The following is a 13,266-nucleotide window of genomic DNA, read 5'->3' as shown; positions in this document are numbered from 1 at the left end:
CAATTTGGTTAACGTTGACTTACAACATACCCTTTTATTCTAGCAAACGCCTGTCCTAAACAAAAGAAATTCCTGCTCAGCGATAGTTTATATTGCGGCTTGGCAGCAAGACGACACGGCGGCCACTAAGTCACACATTTTGAACTGGAATTTCCCTCAGCATTGTTTTGGTTCAGGATCATTTTATTGAATAATGTATCTGTAAAACTTTTTATCCACTTTCATGACTGGAAAACTAATCGGCAATTCTCCTGGATCTACACTAACAAATCCATTCTTCTCATAAAATCGATGAGCTGCTACGAATTGTGGTGTTGTTCCAAGATAGATTTCTTCAATAGACCTTTCCTTAGCCCATCCTATGGCATGATGCAATAATTGATTCGAAACATTGAATGTTTTACCTCTATAATTTTGTTTTACAAACATCTTTCTGAGTGCTGCCTTACGGTCCCCAATATCTAACAAAGCTACAGTCCCCACTACGGTTCCTTCACGAAGAGCCACCCAGAAGTTGCCGTTACCACGCTGATAAAAGTTTTCAATATCAAGCAAATCTGGCTGATCCTCTTTGGTTATGGCGATATTATATTCATCTTTTTGAATATGTAAAATTAAATCGACAACTTGTGATTGATACTCAGTTGAGTACTCTTTTAGAAAGATACTTTTAAACATCGTTATGTTCTCCTATGATCGTCAATTGTTATACTGTTAGATTTCCATCAAACCACAGAACCTAAAATATTACCCATATCTCCTTATTCGTGCTTGATAAACGCTCAATATTAAATAACTCAACCTCCGCAACTAAACTAAGTTTCCACCTACACAGTCGAGGATTTGAAACCATTGTCTAGATGCGAACGTTGAGTTCATTATAAATCTATATACATCAGAATTCTATTCTACGCTTGAAGCTGTGTAAGAATTTGCGGGTCCTTGATCTTCTGATCCTCGGCCAACAACACTATTTTGGATAAAATCTCGGCTGTTCTTGGGTCTTCGTCCAGAAACGGCAGGAAGATGCGTCCACGATGCTGCGAATGCACCGGAATAATATGCAGCGCTCCCTTCGCTTGCTTATAGACACCCCCGCTTCCCAAATGCACAGCATATTCGCCAAGAGTCCCATCTACACGTGCATAATTCCCATCCACGCGTACATTGCTAATTTTCAGCAGGCGAAGTGATTCCTGCACAATGACCCTACGCATTTCAATCGTCGTCAGACTGGCCTCTGGATCAACGCCGCCTACATGGGCAACACTGACAACCAGATCCACGTCCCGCATAACTTCGGAGAACAGAACAGGAGGAACTTCGTCCAACGGTACGCTCTTATACGTTGTCCGATCAAAGAACTGCACGGTCTCCAGCGTAGGAGCCTCGGTATCTGCTGGTGAGAACCAGTCCGCCATGGCATACAGGTTGGCAATCAGATTCTCAGCATAGTACACCTTCTGGAGCCCATCCTCATAGCTGACCGTCCATTGGCGACCTTTCAATAGGGATACCGTCTTATTCGGCTGTACCTGGTGTCCCGCATATCGACGGGAAACGGTCGCGTTGGCACGTTCATCAGCATTCAGCAGGTACAGCTCACGGAACACCTGCTTAAATGGCTGGCGTATCTGACGGTCGAATAAGTCCTTCTGGAAGTCGCTCCAACGGCCACTTTCGAACAAGTGAAGGGGGTGAGCGATAATCAGCTTATCCTCTTCTCCTATAGAATGCTGTTCAGCAGAAGGATCAGTCAACACCAACGTATCCCCATTAAAATATCCGAGGTGCTCGCCAGCCTTGAAAACCAGTGTCCGCACCAACGGAGCAAGCACAGGATTACCCAGCAATCCTCTCAATTCCTTCACCATAAAGGTCGTGCCAGACTCCATAGAGCGCTCCAATTCCTTCCGAGCTCTGCGATACTGATCCACCAGATCTCCTTTAAGCTCCTTCAATGCCGTAATATACTCATCCTTCTTGAAACGAGCCGGAATGGATTTCAGCGTCTTGCCTTTGCTTACAATTTCAATATCTGCCGCTCCTTCATCATCAATGACGAGCTGCACCGTTGTAGCCTCGTCCAAAGCATGTGGCTCGAAATAAGACCGGAGATCATCCAGCTTGCGAGCCTCCATGTCCCAGACAAGACGGGTTACGTCATCATAACCTGCGTTACGTGCCAAATTCCCGAGTGCAATTCGTGAAACGAGTGCCTCACTAGCCTTACGCTGTGCCCCAAATTTTTTGCTTTGTTCCAGAAACCTTTGGATAAAATCATAACGTTCGCGTACATCTGGTTCAGGTGGCTGAGCAAGTGGAATCAAACTGTAGGTCAGCAAATGGTCTTTGTTTCGCTTGTCTTCCACTGATTTTTCCATTTCACTCCGTTTGAGCTTACCCAGCGTCGCATCCGCAAACAACTGGGATCGACGATGATTGGCTCCAGCCGAAATATACTTGGCACAATCGTACAGCAGATCAAAACGTTCCTCGCCCAACGTCTCGTAAGCCTCATGAAACCAGTGAATATCGAAGGCACCATCATTAAAATCTTGCGGAGCAATCGGCGAGTAATGAGCTACAATCGTTTCCTTCTCGGCCGAAAAACCTTCATTGATATGTGCATGGAAATACCATGCCGCACTGCGAAGTCCTTCCCATCCGAGATAACCCGCTACAATCTCAATCCACTGCGGGGCATACATTGCCGCCTCCAGCAGACGTTTATCTGTAATTTTAGTGTCCTTTAACTTTTCCTTGAGCAACGTGGCATCCTCGCCCTCACTCGGATAACATGCCTTGAGCAAGTGACTGAACGATTCCTTTTTGGTAATACGATCACCGTAACCGTACACATAACCACGCACGAATGTTTCCTTGTCGAGACCCTCCAGAATACGGATAAAATAATCCATGCCTTCAATTCGGTTCAAGCCCATAACCTTTGGCGTAGCCTCGGTAGGCAAATCGCCTCGAACCAATTCAACCTCTAACAGTCGATCAATAACCGTACGGCGTATCTCCAAAAATTCCGGGTTGCTAGAAATCCATGTATTGCGGGCATTGGTTAAGGTACTCATATGTCTTCTGCTTTCACTACCGGCCAGCAGTTCCCGATATACTTCCCCTACACCGATCAACCCTTTTTCATAGGCTTTGAAATAATCCTCCAGATCCAGCGGAGAATAAAAACGATTTTCCGCTCCTGGCAGTTCTGCGTAGTTCACAAAAGTATGGAAAAAGCGCTTAAAGGACTCATCGTCATGGACCTGCCCCTTCTCCAGTGCCACCCACGGGCCGGACAATAGATGGAGCATTCCCAAATCCTCTGCTGGTCTGTCCTTAGGCACGCACTGCATTAGTGAATTTAAAGCAAGGTCAATTACGTCAAATGTTTGCTCACCGGATGTGTCCATAAAATAAGCATTGATTAATGTGCTTACCTGATCGGAGTAGGTCAGCTCTGCCATCCATCTTTGAACCTCGTTAATCCGATCCACAGGATACATTTGCTCGGCGAAATCTTTACGCCATCCTTCCAGCAGCTTGTGCTTGCTTAGCTCTGAATAGTCCATTTTAAAAGAAAAGTAGCGATAGTAGCGATCCAGCGTTCGGTCCATAGGCTCCAATCGGTCATAAAAAACAAGCTCCAGCAGTTCACGTGCTTCTATGCCGCTTTCCTGCAAATAACGGTCCCACTCCTCGTAAAGAGGATATAAAGACAGCCTGGAATCTACTTCTTCATCGACCTGAACCAGCCGTAGAGGACGAAGGTTCGTCCCAATAAGCAATGTATCTTTGTAGCCTGAATAATATTCCGCTGTATATTCCACATCACGATGATGATGAACAAGCTCATCCAGTCCAGTCAAAAACTGCTTGAGCTTCTCCAATGGACTAACAAAAACATCGGCCAATCTAAAATCACCCAGATCCACTTTCTCTTCCAACCAAGCTTCCTTGACATTCGGATCGTACAGGCCAAAACCGTTAGCCCCTGTATAAGCATCCTCCTGTCCCAGCTTGGACAACAGTTGCTCCTCTTTGGCGGTAGGTTGCTGAATGATATCCGCCAAAGCCCGCAGGCTTTCATACTGTTCGGCACGATCCGGGTCTGCATATATCTTCGTCAATACCTCAAGTCCACCCAATCGTTGCAGCTCCGCCTTAGCACGCAGCAAGCGTTCCAATGAGCCAGCGAGCGGCTCTTCCGATTGTGAGAGCAACACACCAATGACACTTTGTCGCAATGAGCCCGTCTTGAGCTTTAGTAAGGCTTCCATTTGTTGCATTTCTGGTTCCGACAGCGTCAGCTTACGCGCCTTGGCCACAGCGAACTCACGGATACTCATACTTTTGTCCGACAAACTGGAAAAAATAAAATCACGCTGTACCGTATCCTCAGGATTTTGCACAAAATGGTTCAACAGTTCGCCACGCAGATTAGGGCTAATCTGTTCCTTTAAGGCTATGATTTCCCCAATCCAAGAAGCGTCCATATCATAGCCAGCGAGATATAGCATTTTTTGAATAGGTGCATCTGAGCGGTGATACAGATTTACAAAATCTAGCACCTTGGAGGGCTCGGTGGACTCACCCTTTTTTATATGTACAAACAGGTTATGAAGTCGTTCAAAATCCTTACGCCGCTCCTCTTTGCTCTCCAGCAAAGGAGTGCGCACCACTTTAACGATCCGATCCGCGACGGTCCCGCCTTCTATCCATTCATAAAAATAATTGCTTGTATAGTTCGTCAGAATCCAATATTGAAGCTCCGGATCTGTTTCATCCAGATATTCTCTCGCAATTCCGAGGCGCACATCCTTGTTGTCACTGTTAGACAGTACATACAGTGCTACGATCTTCTGGTAAGTTGCTCCCTGCTCCATGAGTTTCCGAACCTGTCCATACAGATCACGTTCCTCATGTACTGCGGTAGCCCACAAACTCATATACACTTCATTAGCATTTGAGCTGGTCAGCCATTCCTGGCGCAGTTCACTACGAGTCAATGCTTCATATGCCTGCTCGATCAGTTGGCGAACGACCCGTTGATTGGCGGATTCCAAGCCCATTCCCGTCCATACTGCAAGCGCCCGCACTACCGAGCTGTAACGAATGAAGCCTTGGTCGATGATCAACTTTAACAGATATATTAGAGCCTCCGGGGTTCCTTCATCCATTTGTTCCACAATACTTTGGCGCAATCCCTCTTGGAGTTTGGCAGCTGCCAGGAGCTCTCCGATCATGCGATAATTCTCCTCCTGATGACTCAGGAGCATGCCTTTAATCATATTGCGTGTAAGTAACGCCGCCTGATTATCCCCATAAATAATAGCTTTTAGCGCCTCAAGCACCTGTGAATTGCCGTTGTCTAGCTCGTAAGCAATCCAATCACCAATCGTTTCCTGAATCCGGTAATCCCTACCTGATTCATAATCTTTTTTCGTTAAATAATCCATTATAGAGAATCCGATACAGTCCATTCGGATCAACTGCACCATTCTTTTATAAATCCGGGAAGTATGGGCCGTAATATCCGAAGTACGAAACGGCTTTCGCGCATACCCGGTGCTGTATGGATATTCAGTAACATGCTCTGTTAGATGTGTGAATACATCGCCCGCTGTTTGTCCAATTAGAGCACGCAATACCTCTGTCAGTGGCTTAAACAGCGGTTCTCCGCTTTCTGTCGCCCGTTCTTTTAATATTCGCTGACATTCGTTAAATGGCTCCTCGTTCTCCTGTATGTAATGAAGCTTACTCAGTTCCACAACATACTGAGCCAACTCCTGTTGTTGTCCCTCCAGTTGCGCCGCGCGCTCCTTCAGTGTGGTGAAATATTCTTGCTCATTGTTCTCTCGATGCATATTTCATTTCCCCCTCTACCATAGGCCTCCAGCCAGCATTGTGAAGCGTATAAATACAATTTCATTCCCATCCTTAAGTGCCAAAGGAGCATCCAGTTCAATAGTTTCCTCGTCACACACAAAAACTCTGTATAAACCATCTTCAAAAGCCTGCATCGCTGTGTTCACAGCATCCTTAATATCCGGGACACCATCATTATATACGGAACCGAATCCTACTTTGCCTATCTCGCCTTGTGCCTCAACTTCCTCTCCCGTGAGGAATGGAATCAGCGCGACACTCTCCTGCTTATCCCGCAGCTTTTGAACATTCAAAGCAACGGTTGCAGTAATCAAATCTCGCAATGTTTTTGGAGCAGGACTCAGTTCTATTTCCTGTCGTGCGAGTGCGGGCTTGCGTTTTCCCAGACTTTTTACAGTTACAAGCAGCTTCATGTCGTTCCCCTTCCTTTTTATTCACGCTTTTGACCCGTTGTCAGCTGAATTTTTTGACCCATTTAAAACACCGTTAACGAAATCGAAAACGAATGTTTGTTCGTATATTTATTTTAATAGGTTCCTTATCATTACTCCATCACCCTTTATGACCAAAATTCATAATGCTGTAATACACTAAAATCTTAAAAAATAAGACTTTGTACCCTGATTTCGATGAAATTTATCCATATTAAGGATGAAAAAGAAAAAAACCTGCACAAGGGAGACCATCTGCTCTTCACAGACTTCACTCCATTATACAGGTCAAATATCATCATAAATAATGTTTCAATACTTATTTAATTAAAATGCTGGAACAACGCTATCCTTGTAATTGTCCTCAAAAAATTTACGCACTTCCGGTCCGGTCATTCGCTTTGCCAGCTTTTGAATGGCATCGGAATCTGCATTATCCTTACGCGCTACCAGATTAATGGCAAAGTGCGTATCGTCTTTTTCGGTAATCAGCGCGTCCTTCTTCGGTGTCAGACCGAGCGGCTTGGCATATGCGGGATACATGGCAGCCATGTCCACATCATCCAGTGAGCGCGCCAGCATCAACAAATCCACTTCTTTAAACACAAACTTTTTCTTATTCTCAATAATATCAGCCTGTGTAGCATTATAGCCTACGCCTTCTTTAAGCTTGATCAAACCGTTTTGCTCCATCATTACCAAAGAACGTCCTGTATTGGCCGGGTCATTGGCAATGGCAATAGTCGCACCTTCGGGCAGGTCTTTAACGTTCTTGTATTTTTTGGAGTACGCACCATAAATGGCGTTGTAAATTGGTTTTATCGCTACCAAATCAGACTTGTTGCTTTCATTATATTGTTGCATAAAAGGAGCATGCTGAAAGAAGTTAGCATCCACTTCATGGCTTGCCAATGCGTTGTTCGGTTGGATATTGTCTGAAAGCACGACGATTTCCAGATTGACTCCGTCCTGTTTAAGCAGCGGCTTCACGATATCCAGCACATCTGTCATCGGTGGGATGAGCGTCGCTATTTTCAGGGTCACTTCTTTTTGGGAAGTCGCTTCTTTAGACTGTGTTTCTTGTGTAGCCTGCTTTTGACCACCGCATCCGGCAACCAGTAGCATAACGACAGCAAATAGTGTAAGTAATTTCAAGTTCGTTTTCATGTTGTTTTTCCGACTCATTCGATGTGGAACCTCCAAAATTAGTTGTGATCGGGAAGATAAAAATGAGTTACAGCATAGCCGCTTCGCGTGCAGATTGTTCTTCCGATCGCTGACGCTTCTCCAGAACAATTCTGCCCGCTCCGCTTTGGAGGCACTGTAAAGTCATTTTTATTTCCCATAGTGGGCGGTGCAAGTGTTAATGAAGAGATTCATAAACCATTTACCGCTTGTCGATCCGGCGGGATATGGTGCTTCCAGTGAACTGGATCGTTTGTACGAAAATAATCATGACGACGATGGTGAACGCCATCAAGCCTGTTTCAAAACGCTGGTAACCGTAGCGGATGGCAAAATCGCCTACCCCGCCACCGCCCACAATGCCCATCACCGTGGAGTAGGAGATGAAGCTAATGGTGGACGTGGTCAAACCCAGTACAAGCCCAGAACGAGCTTCCACGTACAGAAATTTGAAGATAAGCTGAAGAGTGGATGCCCCCATAGAAGTAGCGGCTTCAATTACACCCTTCGGCACCTCAAGCAATGATTGCTCCACCAGCCTCGAATAATAGGCGATGGCCACCACTGACAAGGGAACCGTAGCAGCCATCGTACCCAGCGCCGTCCCTACGACCAGACGTGTAAATGGAATCATAAACACGACGAGCAGCAAAAACGGGAACGAGCGAATGACATTGACCACACTGTTCAATAGGGTGAACAGCAGTCGATTTTCATATTTTTGCCCTTTGCCGCACAAATACAAAATCGTTCCTGCCGGAAGCCCTAACAGTACAGCTGCTGCGATAGAAATCCCCACCATAATAAACGTCTCTCCGATGGCTTTCCATATCTCAGACTGATATTGCGCAATGATGTTCAGCATTTCATTCATCAGCTTCACCTGCTTTCGCTGTTGAACCTACCGCAGCGTCAGCTACACGTTGCGTGGAAAGCAGCTGTCCATCCCGCATTTCTGATACATGGGTACAAATGTTGCGTACCACGTCCATATCGTGCGTTACAATTACAATGGTAACTCCCAGTTCACGGTTGATCTCCCGTAACACGCCCAGAATATCCGCGGTCGTCTGCGGATCAAGCGCCGAGGTCGGCTCATCACACAGCAGCACCGCAGGTCGATTCGCCAGCGCTCTGGCTATCGCTACACGTTGCTTTTGGCCTCCGCTCAATTGTGCCGGATACTGTTCTGCTCTATCAGCTAAACCGACGAATTGCAGGCATTCGCGCACACGTTCTGCTCTCTCTTTTTTCGCGACACCTGCCAGCTCCAACGGCATTGCTACATTTCCACTGACCGTCCGATTGTGAACAAGATGATAATGCTGAAAAATCATCCCTATGGATCGCCGCGCTTCACGGAGACGTTTTTCCGGCATGCGAGTCAGATCTTCCCCGTTCACAACCACATTTCCCTCATCCGGCCTTTCCAATACATTCATCAACCGGAGCAAGGTAGACTTACCGGCACCGCTGGCACCTATAATACCGTGGATTTCCCCCTCCTCCACTTGAAGGGACACGGATTGAACCGCATGAAATTGGCCGCTTGAGGTGGTATAATGCTTGTTTACCTGATGCAGCGTAATCATGAAACCTGGCCTCCTGATGATCCATTTCTCAGGGAAAATGTAATAAGCCCGCCAGCCCAGGCGGGTCTGTACGAGCCGTCAATTCCCATTGCATTAATATACCACAGAGCAGAAAACGGGCAAAGCCTTTTGACAACAATTAACGTACATCCCACACCCCTACATAAGGAAAGCAAATCCCAAGTCCCCAAGCCAGCGTAAGCATGACGACAAAATAGAATATGAATACAATATCTATAGCCGAATAGCCGATCGCATAATAATACGTTCGCTTGGTTTCATTGGTAAAACCCTTGGCTTCCATAGCAATAGCAATGCGCTGGGCACGCCGAATACTTTGAGCGAGTAGCGGAATCGCATACCTGCGAAGCGTGGCATACATATTCCATTTGGACACATGCTGATGTAAACCTCGAATACGGTGGGCTTGTCTCAATGCCTGGAATTCCTCCACCATCATAGGCATCAACCGCATGGCTGCCAAAAAGCTGTATGCATACTTCGGAGGGAGCTTCCATTGCTGCATCAGTGAATAAAAAAGGTCCACTGGACGAGTCGTTAAACCAAACAACAAACCTACCGCAGCCATACTCAGCGCACGAAAGCCCAGATGCATGCCTCGGTAAAAGCTTTCCTGCGTCACATGGATCAAACCCCATGTCCACCAGGTCGTCACCCCTTTGCCGAACATCATCATACCCGTTGAAGTTGAAATAAACACCAATATAAAGGGAGACCCGTATAGCAGCAGCCTCTTCCATGGATGGCCTGACCAGACAAGCAGCAACAGCATAGCACACGCAACATTAAACATGACATTCGGATCATGAATGACTATAACGACCACAAACAGGATGGAAAACATCACGAGCTTTAGGCCCGGATTCACGCGATGCAGCCATGTTTTATGATGGGGAAAGGACAGGTTCATACTGTAGTTCCCCTTTCTGAATCCGCCATGTATCGGTACAATATCGACGGACAATTTCCGGGTCATGGGTGACCATCACAATGGCCGTGCCTGCCGCTCTCAGCTGCTCCAACATATCCAGCATGACAAAGGTATTACGCGCATCCTGCCCAAAGGTCGGTTCATCGAGCAGCAGCACTTCCGGCTCACGAATCATAGCCGTAGCAATACTCAACCGCCTTTTTTGGCCTAACGAAAGCTGATACGGATGCCGCTCGTCCAGCCGCTCCAGTCCGAACTGTACGAGCATCCGATCGACCCGTTCCCGGCACTGTTCAACGGTATACAAGCTCTTGGGTAACGAATACTCTAGTTCCTTTCGTACGGTATGCGCTACAAATTGCAGCTCGGGATTTTGAAACGCGAACCCGATACGCTCTGCCAGTTGTTCTGTACTGCCTGCCTCAATTCCGCGCACGCTATAACGTCCCTGTGTGCGAAGTAAGCGCATCATGGAGAGCAGTAGCGAGCTTTTGCCAGCCCCGTTTTCACCAACCACGCCAATCCAGTCGCCAGGCTTCACCTGCGCATGCTCCACATAAATCACTGAACTTAAACCGCGGAGGCCGCTAAAATGTTCCAGCTCCAGCACATCAGTCCCCGCACCATTCTGTTGCGTCACTGCTTCACTCCAACGTGGCGAAGACGCTTCATTCCATACTCCCGGATACCACACGCCGTACTCGGACAATGCCTGCCGGTGCACATGAAATACTTCTTGGGCCCTTCCATCTGCAATGATCTCCCCTTGAGCAGAAAGCACCACAATCCGATCCACATCATGGACAATTTCATTAATTTTATGCTCCACAATCACCAGTGTCTGGTCTACCGAAATGTTGCGAATGGTATCCCACACCTGTGTAGTGCCTTCCTCGTCCAACAAAGCCGTGGGCTCATCCAGAAAAAGCACTTCTGGCTCCATAGCCAGCACAGACGCAATCGCCAGCCGCTGCTTCATTCCCTGTGACATGCTGCCAATGGGCATATGTATATCATCCGTCGATAGACCCACCTGTATCAGCAGCTCGCGAATACGGGATCGCATCTGCTCCCGGGGAACCTGATTATTTTCCAACACAAAAGCCAGTTCCTCATCTGCATATGACATACAGAACTGCGTATCAGGATCTTGAAATACAATACCTGAGACACTTGGGATTACAGCAGCATCGCATTTCATAGGCACTTCTATCGTGCGTGGAATCAGACCGCTTAACACTTGGAGCAGTGTTGATTTACCGCATCCACTCGGTCCCAGTAGCAGCAGCTTTTCCCCCTTGCGGACAGACAAAGACATATTGTGAAAAAGCAGCTCTTGCTCACCGGGGAATTTCAACCGTAGCCGGGTGATCGAAGCCACCACATCTTCGGTTGCCCGGCTCATCAATCCAGCCCCTTATAATCTTGTTCCGTTGCAGGCCTCAAACTTCGCGTGACTCCGGTTACCTCCAATGCCTTAGCCAGATAGAACGCGAATACCCCGGCAATCACAATACTGCCAATCATCCGAAATCCAATATACAAAACATAGTTCCAAGTCGATAGCTGATCAATATACCCGTAGCTGAAGTCTAAAATCAGAGAAGTGACAGCCGCCCCAGCCGCAGCTAGCGAAGCAACCCACAGGTTTGCGTTCCGATACAGAAAAGCCGCAAAAAACAGCTCCGCTCCCAAGCCTTGCAGCAGGCCATAGTACAAGGTGGACATACCCCATTCGCTTCCCAAAAAAGCACTGACCGTTGCCGCTGCCACCTCTGCCAAAATCGCAACACCCGGCTTGCGAATGATGAGATAAGCAAACGTACCTGCCATAAACCACATGCCATACATCAGTTGCTCGGCGTGTAGACCCAATGGTTTCATCAAATCATAGGCAGGTCCCCATATTTTGTAGATCAACCCGAACACAACAGCGATCACAATCGTGACCAAAATATCCGTCAGTTTCAACCCTTTGGACGCTCTTACAGCAGTATTCATTATTGCGTGCTCCCCTTTTTCCTTATAGTTGGCCTCTTGGCCATGAAAAAAAGCTTGTCTGGAGCTGAATCTCCAGGCAAGCTTTATGCGCAGTAAAAGGTGAAGCACCATACAAAACATCATTCGTCGATATGCCTTATATAACCAGTAGTCTAAACTACTACACTGATACCCAGCCAAGTCAGGATCAAGGTAAAATGCTAGGACATACATTGAATCTATCGACAACCGCAAAAAAAAGCGGCATTCCTGTATAGTGTTCTTGGTTTCTCTACGCTGGCATTACCCAGATCAGATTTCACGGTCAGTGGCAAGGGCCACCCTCTCAGCCTGACTTTCTCAAGCTCCCGACAATGCTTTTTAATTCACTATAATATATACCACATCTATGGCTTTGACAATCCTATAATCCGAAGAAACGTTTAGCCGTTTCCGTCGTCGCGATTTCGATCTCCATCATGCTTCGACCTGTACATTCGGCTATCGTAGCAGCAATGTGAGCGAGATACATGGGCTCATTACGCCCTTCTTTAGGCTTCACAGGCAAATTACGCGGGGTCAAAAATGGAGCATCCGTTTCAATCATCAGACGGTCCAAGGGAATATCTCTGACCAGTTCACGCAGATGCTTCCCCCGCCGTTCGTCGCAAATCCAGCCGGTGATTCCGATATACAGTCCCATTTCTACATACGTACGCAATTCCTGTTCCGTGCCGGTAAAACAATGCACTACCGCTTTATCGACAAGCCCTTGATACTCCCGAAGCATAGCGACAAAGTCCTCATGTGCATCTCGTTCATGCAGAAATAACGGCATTTTCAGCTCACCCGCCAGTTGGATTTGCTCGCCAAACCATCGGCGCTGCACATCACGTGGCGAAAAATCACGGTTATAGTCCAATCCGCATTCCCCTATGGATACGACCTGCGGCTGACCCGCCAACTGGCGGAGCTGCTGAATCGTGTCTGCACTGCAGTCTTTGGCATCATGGGGATGCACGCCAGCTGTCGCATACAGCTTGCCCGGATAACGCGCTGCATACTGAGAAGCTTCCCGACTGCTGCGGACACTGGTCCCGGTAATAATCAGCGGTGAAATCCCTACAGCCGCGGCTCTCTCTACCACCTGTTCCCGATCTGCATGAAACGAACGATGCATCAAGTTCACACCAATATCAATTAACGGTGTACCCCTTTCCATCTCAAT

General features: G+C 47.2%; 10 protein-coding genes and 1 riboswitch. All 10 genes read right to left on the bottom strand.

Going from position 1 to position 13,266, the window contains the following annotated elements; genetic code table 11:
- Nucleotides 1-183: 183 nt before the first annotated feature.
- Nucleotides 184-678: a GNAT family N-acetyltransferase gene (locus MHH57_RS04665; RefSeq protein ID WP_069012922.1), complete on the bottom strand. Its 495-nt coding sequence runs from the start codon at nucleotides 676-678 to the stop codon at nucleotides 184-186.
- Nucleotides 679-908: 230 nt separating this feature from the next.
- Nucleotides 909-5,876 (bottom strand): DUF4132 domain-containing protein, encoded by a 4,968-nt coding sequence (locus tag MHH57_RS04660; protein ID WP_342434874.1) that lies wholly within the window; start codon nucleotides 5,874-5,876, stop codon nucleotides 909-911.
- Between the two features lie 15 nt (nucleotides 5,877-5,891).
- Complete coding sequence (locus MHH57_RS04655) at nucleotides 5,892-6,311, bottom strand: hypothetical protein (protein ID WP_165150009.1); 420 nt, start codon at nucleotides 6,309-6,311, stop codon at nucleotides 5,892-5,894.
- A 345-nt stretch (nucleotides 6,312-6,656) separates the two neighbouring features.
- Nucleotides 6,657-7,514, bottom strand: a complete 858-nt coding sequence (locus MHH57_RS04650; protein ID WP_039272474.1) for a MetQ/NlpA family ABC transporter substrate-binding protein — start codon at nucleotides 7,512-7,514, stop codon at nucleotides 6,657-6,659.
- Nucleotides 7,515-7,716: 202 nt separating this feature from the next.
- Nucleotides 7,717-8,388 carry a methionine ABC transporter permease gene (locus MHH57_RS04645; RefSeq protein ID WP_039272472.1) on the bottom strand — a complete coding sequence of 224 codons (672 nt, stop codon included), beginning with the start codon at nucleotides 8,386-8,388 and terminating at the stop codon, nucleotides 7,717-7,719.
- Nucleotides 8,381-9,106, bottom strand: a complete 726-nt coding sequence (locus MHH57_RS04640; RefSeq protein ID WP_342434873.1) for an ATP-binding cassette domain-containing protein — start codon at nucleotides 9,104-9,106, stop codon at nucleotides 8,381-8,383. The genes MHH57_RS04645 and MHH57_RS04640 overlap by 8 nt, the downstream gene beginning before the upstream one ends.
- Nucleotides 9,107-9,245: 139 nt before the next feature.
- A complete protein-coding gene (locus tag MHH57_RS04635) occupies nucleotides 9,246-10,037 on the bottom strand; it encodes an energy-coupling factor transporter transmembrane component T (protein WP_039272469.1) in 792 nt (263 codons plus the stop codon).
- A complete protein-coding gene (locus tag MHH57_RS04630) occupies nucleotides 10,012-11,463 on the bottom strand; it encodes an ABC transporter ATP-binding protein (protein ID WP_165150005.1) in 1,452 nt (483 codons plus the stop codon). The genes MHH57_RS04635 and MHH57_RS04630 overlap by 26 nt, the downstream gene beginning before the upstream one ends.
- Nucleotides 11,463-12,059: an ECF transporter S component gene (locus MHH57_RS04625; RefSeq protein WP_029517589.1), complete on the bottom strand. Its 597-nt coding sequence runs from the start codon at nucleotides 12,057-12,059 to the stop codon at nucleotides 11,463-11,465. The genes MHH57_RS04630 and MHH57_RS04625 overlap by 1 nt, the downstream gene beginning before the upstream one ends.
- A gap of 249 nt (nucleotides 12,060-12,308) precedes the next feature.
- Nucleotides 12,309-12,420: riboswitch (TPP riboswitch) on the bottom strand.
- Between the two features lie 42 nt (nucleotides 12,421-12,462).
- Entirely contained in the window at nucleotides 12,463-13,260 is a 798-nt protein-coding gene (locus MHH57_RS04620) for a TatD family hydrolase (protein WP_029517590.1), read from the bottom strand.
- Nucleotides 13,261-13,266: the final 6 nt, after the last annotated feature.

The organism is Paenibacillus sp. FSL H7-0442 (assembly GCF_038593105.1).
Lineage (GTDB): Bacteria > Bacillota > Bacilli > Paenibacillales > Paenibacillaceae > Paenibacillus > Paenibacillus polymyxa_D.
This window is presented reverse-complemented; position numbering and strand designations above follow the sequence as displayed.

Excerpts from the sequence above, each read along its gene's own strand:
- MHH57_RS04665 (WP_069012922.1), bottom strand. The coding sequence starts at position 678 with ATGTTTAAAAGTATCTTTCTAAAAGAGTACTCAACTGAGTATCAATCA.
- MHH57_RS04660 (WP_342434874.1), bottom strand. The coding sequence starts at position 5,876 with ATGCATCGAGAGAACAATGAGCAAGAATATTTCACCACACTGAAGGAG.
- MHH57_RS04655 (WP_165150009.1), bottom strand. The coding sequence starts at position 6,311 with ATGAAGCTGCTTGTAACTGTAAAAAGTCTGGGAAAACGCAAGCCCGCA.
- MHH57_RS04650 (WP_039272474.1), bottom strand. The coding sequence starts at position 7,514 with ATGAGTCGGAAAAACAACATGAAAACGAACTTGAAATTACTTACACTA.
- MHH57_RS04645 (WP_039272472.1), bottom strand. The coding sequence starts at position 8,388 with ATGAATGAAATGCTGAACATCATTGCGCAATATCAGTCTGAGATATGG.
- MHH57_RS04640 (WP_342434873.1), bottom strand. The coding sequence starts at position 9,106 with ATGATTACGCTGCATCAGGTAAACAAGCATTATACCACCTCAAGCGGC.
- MHH57_RS04635 (WP_039272469.1), bottom strand. The coding sequence starts at position 10,037 with ATGAACCTGTCCTTTCCCCATCATAAAACATGGCTGCATCGCGTGAAT.
- MHH57_RS04630 (WP_165150005.1), bottom strand. The coding sequence starts at position 11,463 with ATGAGCCGGGCAACCGAAGATGTGGTGGCTTCGATCACCCGGCTACGG.
- MHH57_RS04625 (WP_029517589.1), bottom strand. The coding sequence starts at position 12,059 with ATGAATACTGCTGTAAGAGCGTCCAAAGGGTTGAAACTGACGGATATT.
- MHH57_RS04620 (WP_029517590.1), bottom strand. The coding sequence starts at position 13,260 with ATGGAAAGGGGTACACCGTTAATTGATATTGGTGTGAACTTGATGCAT.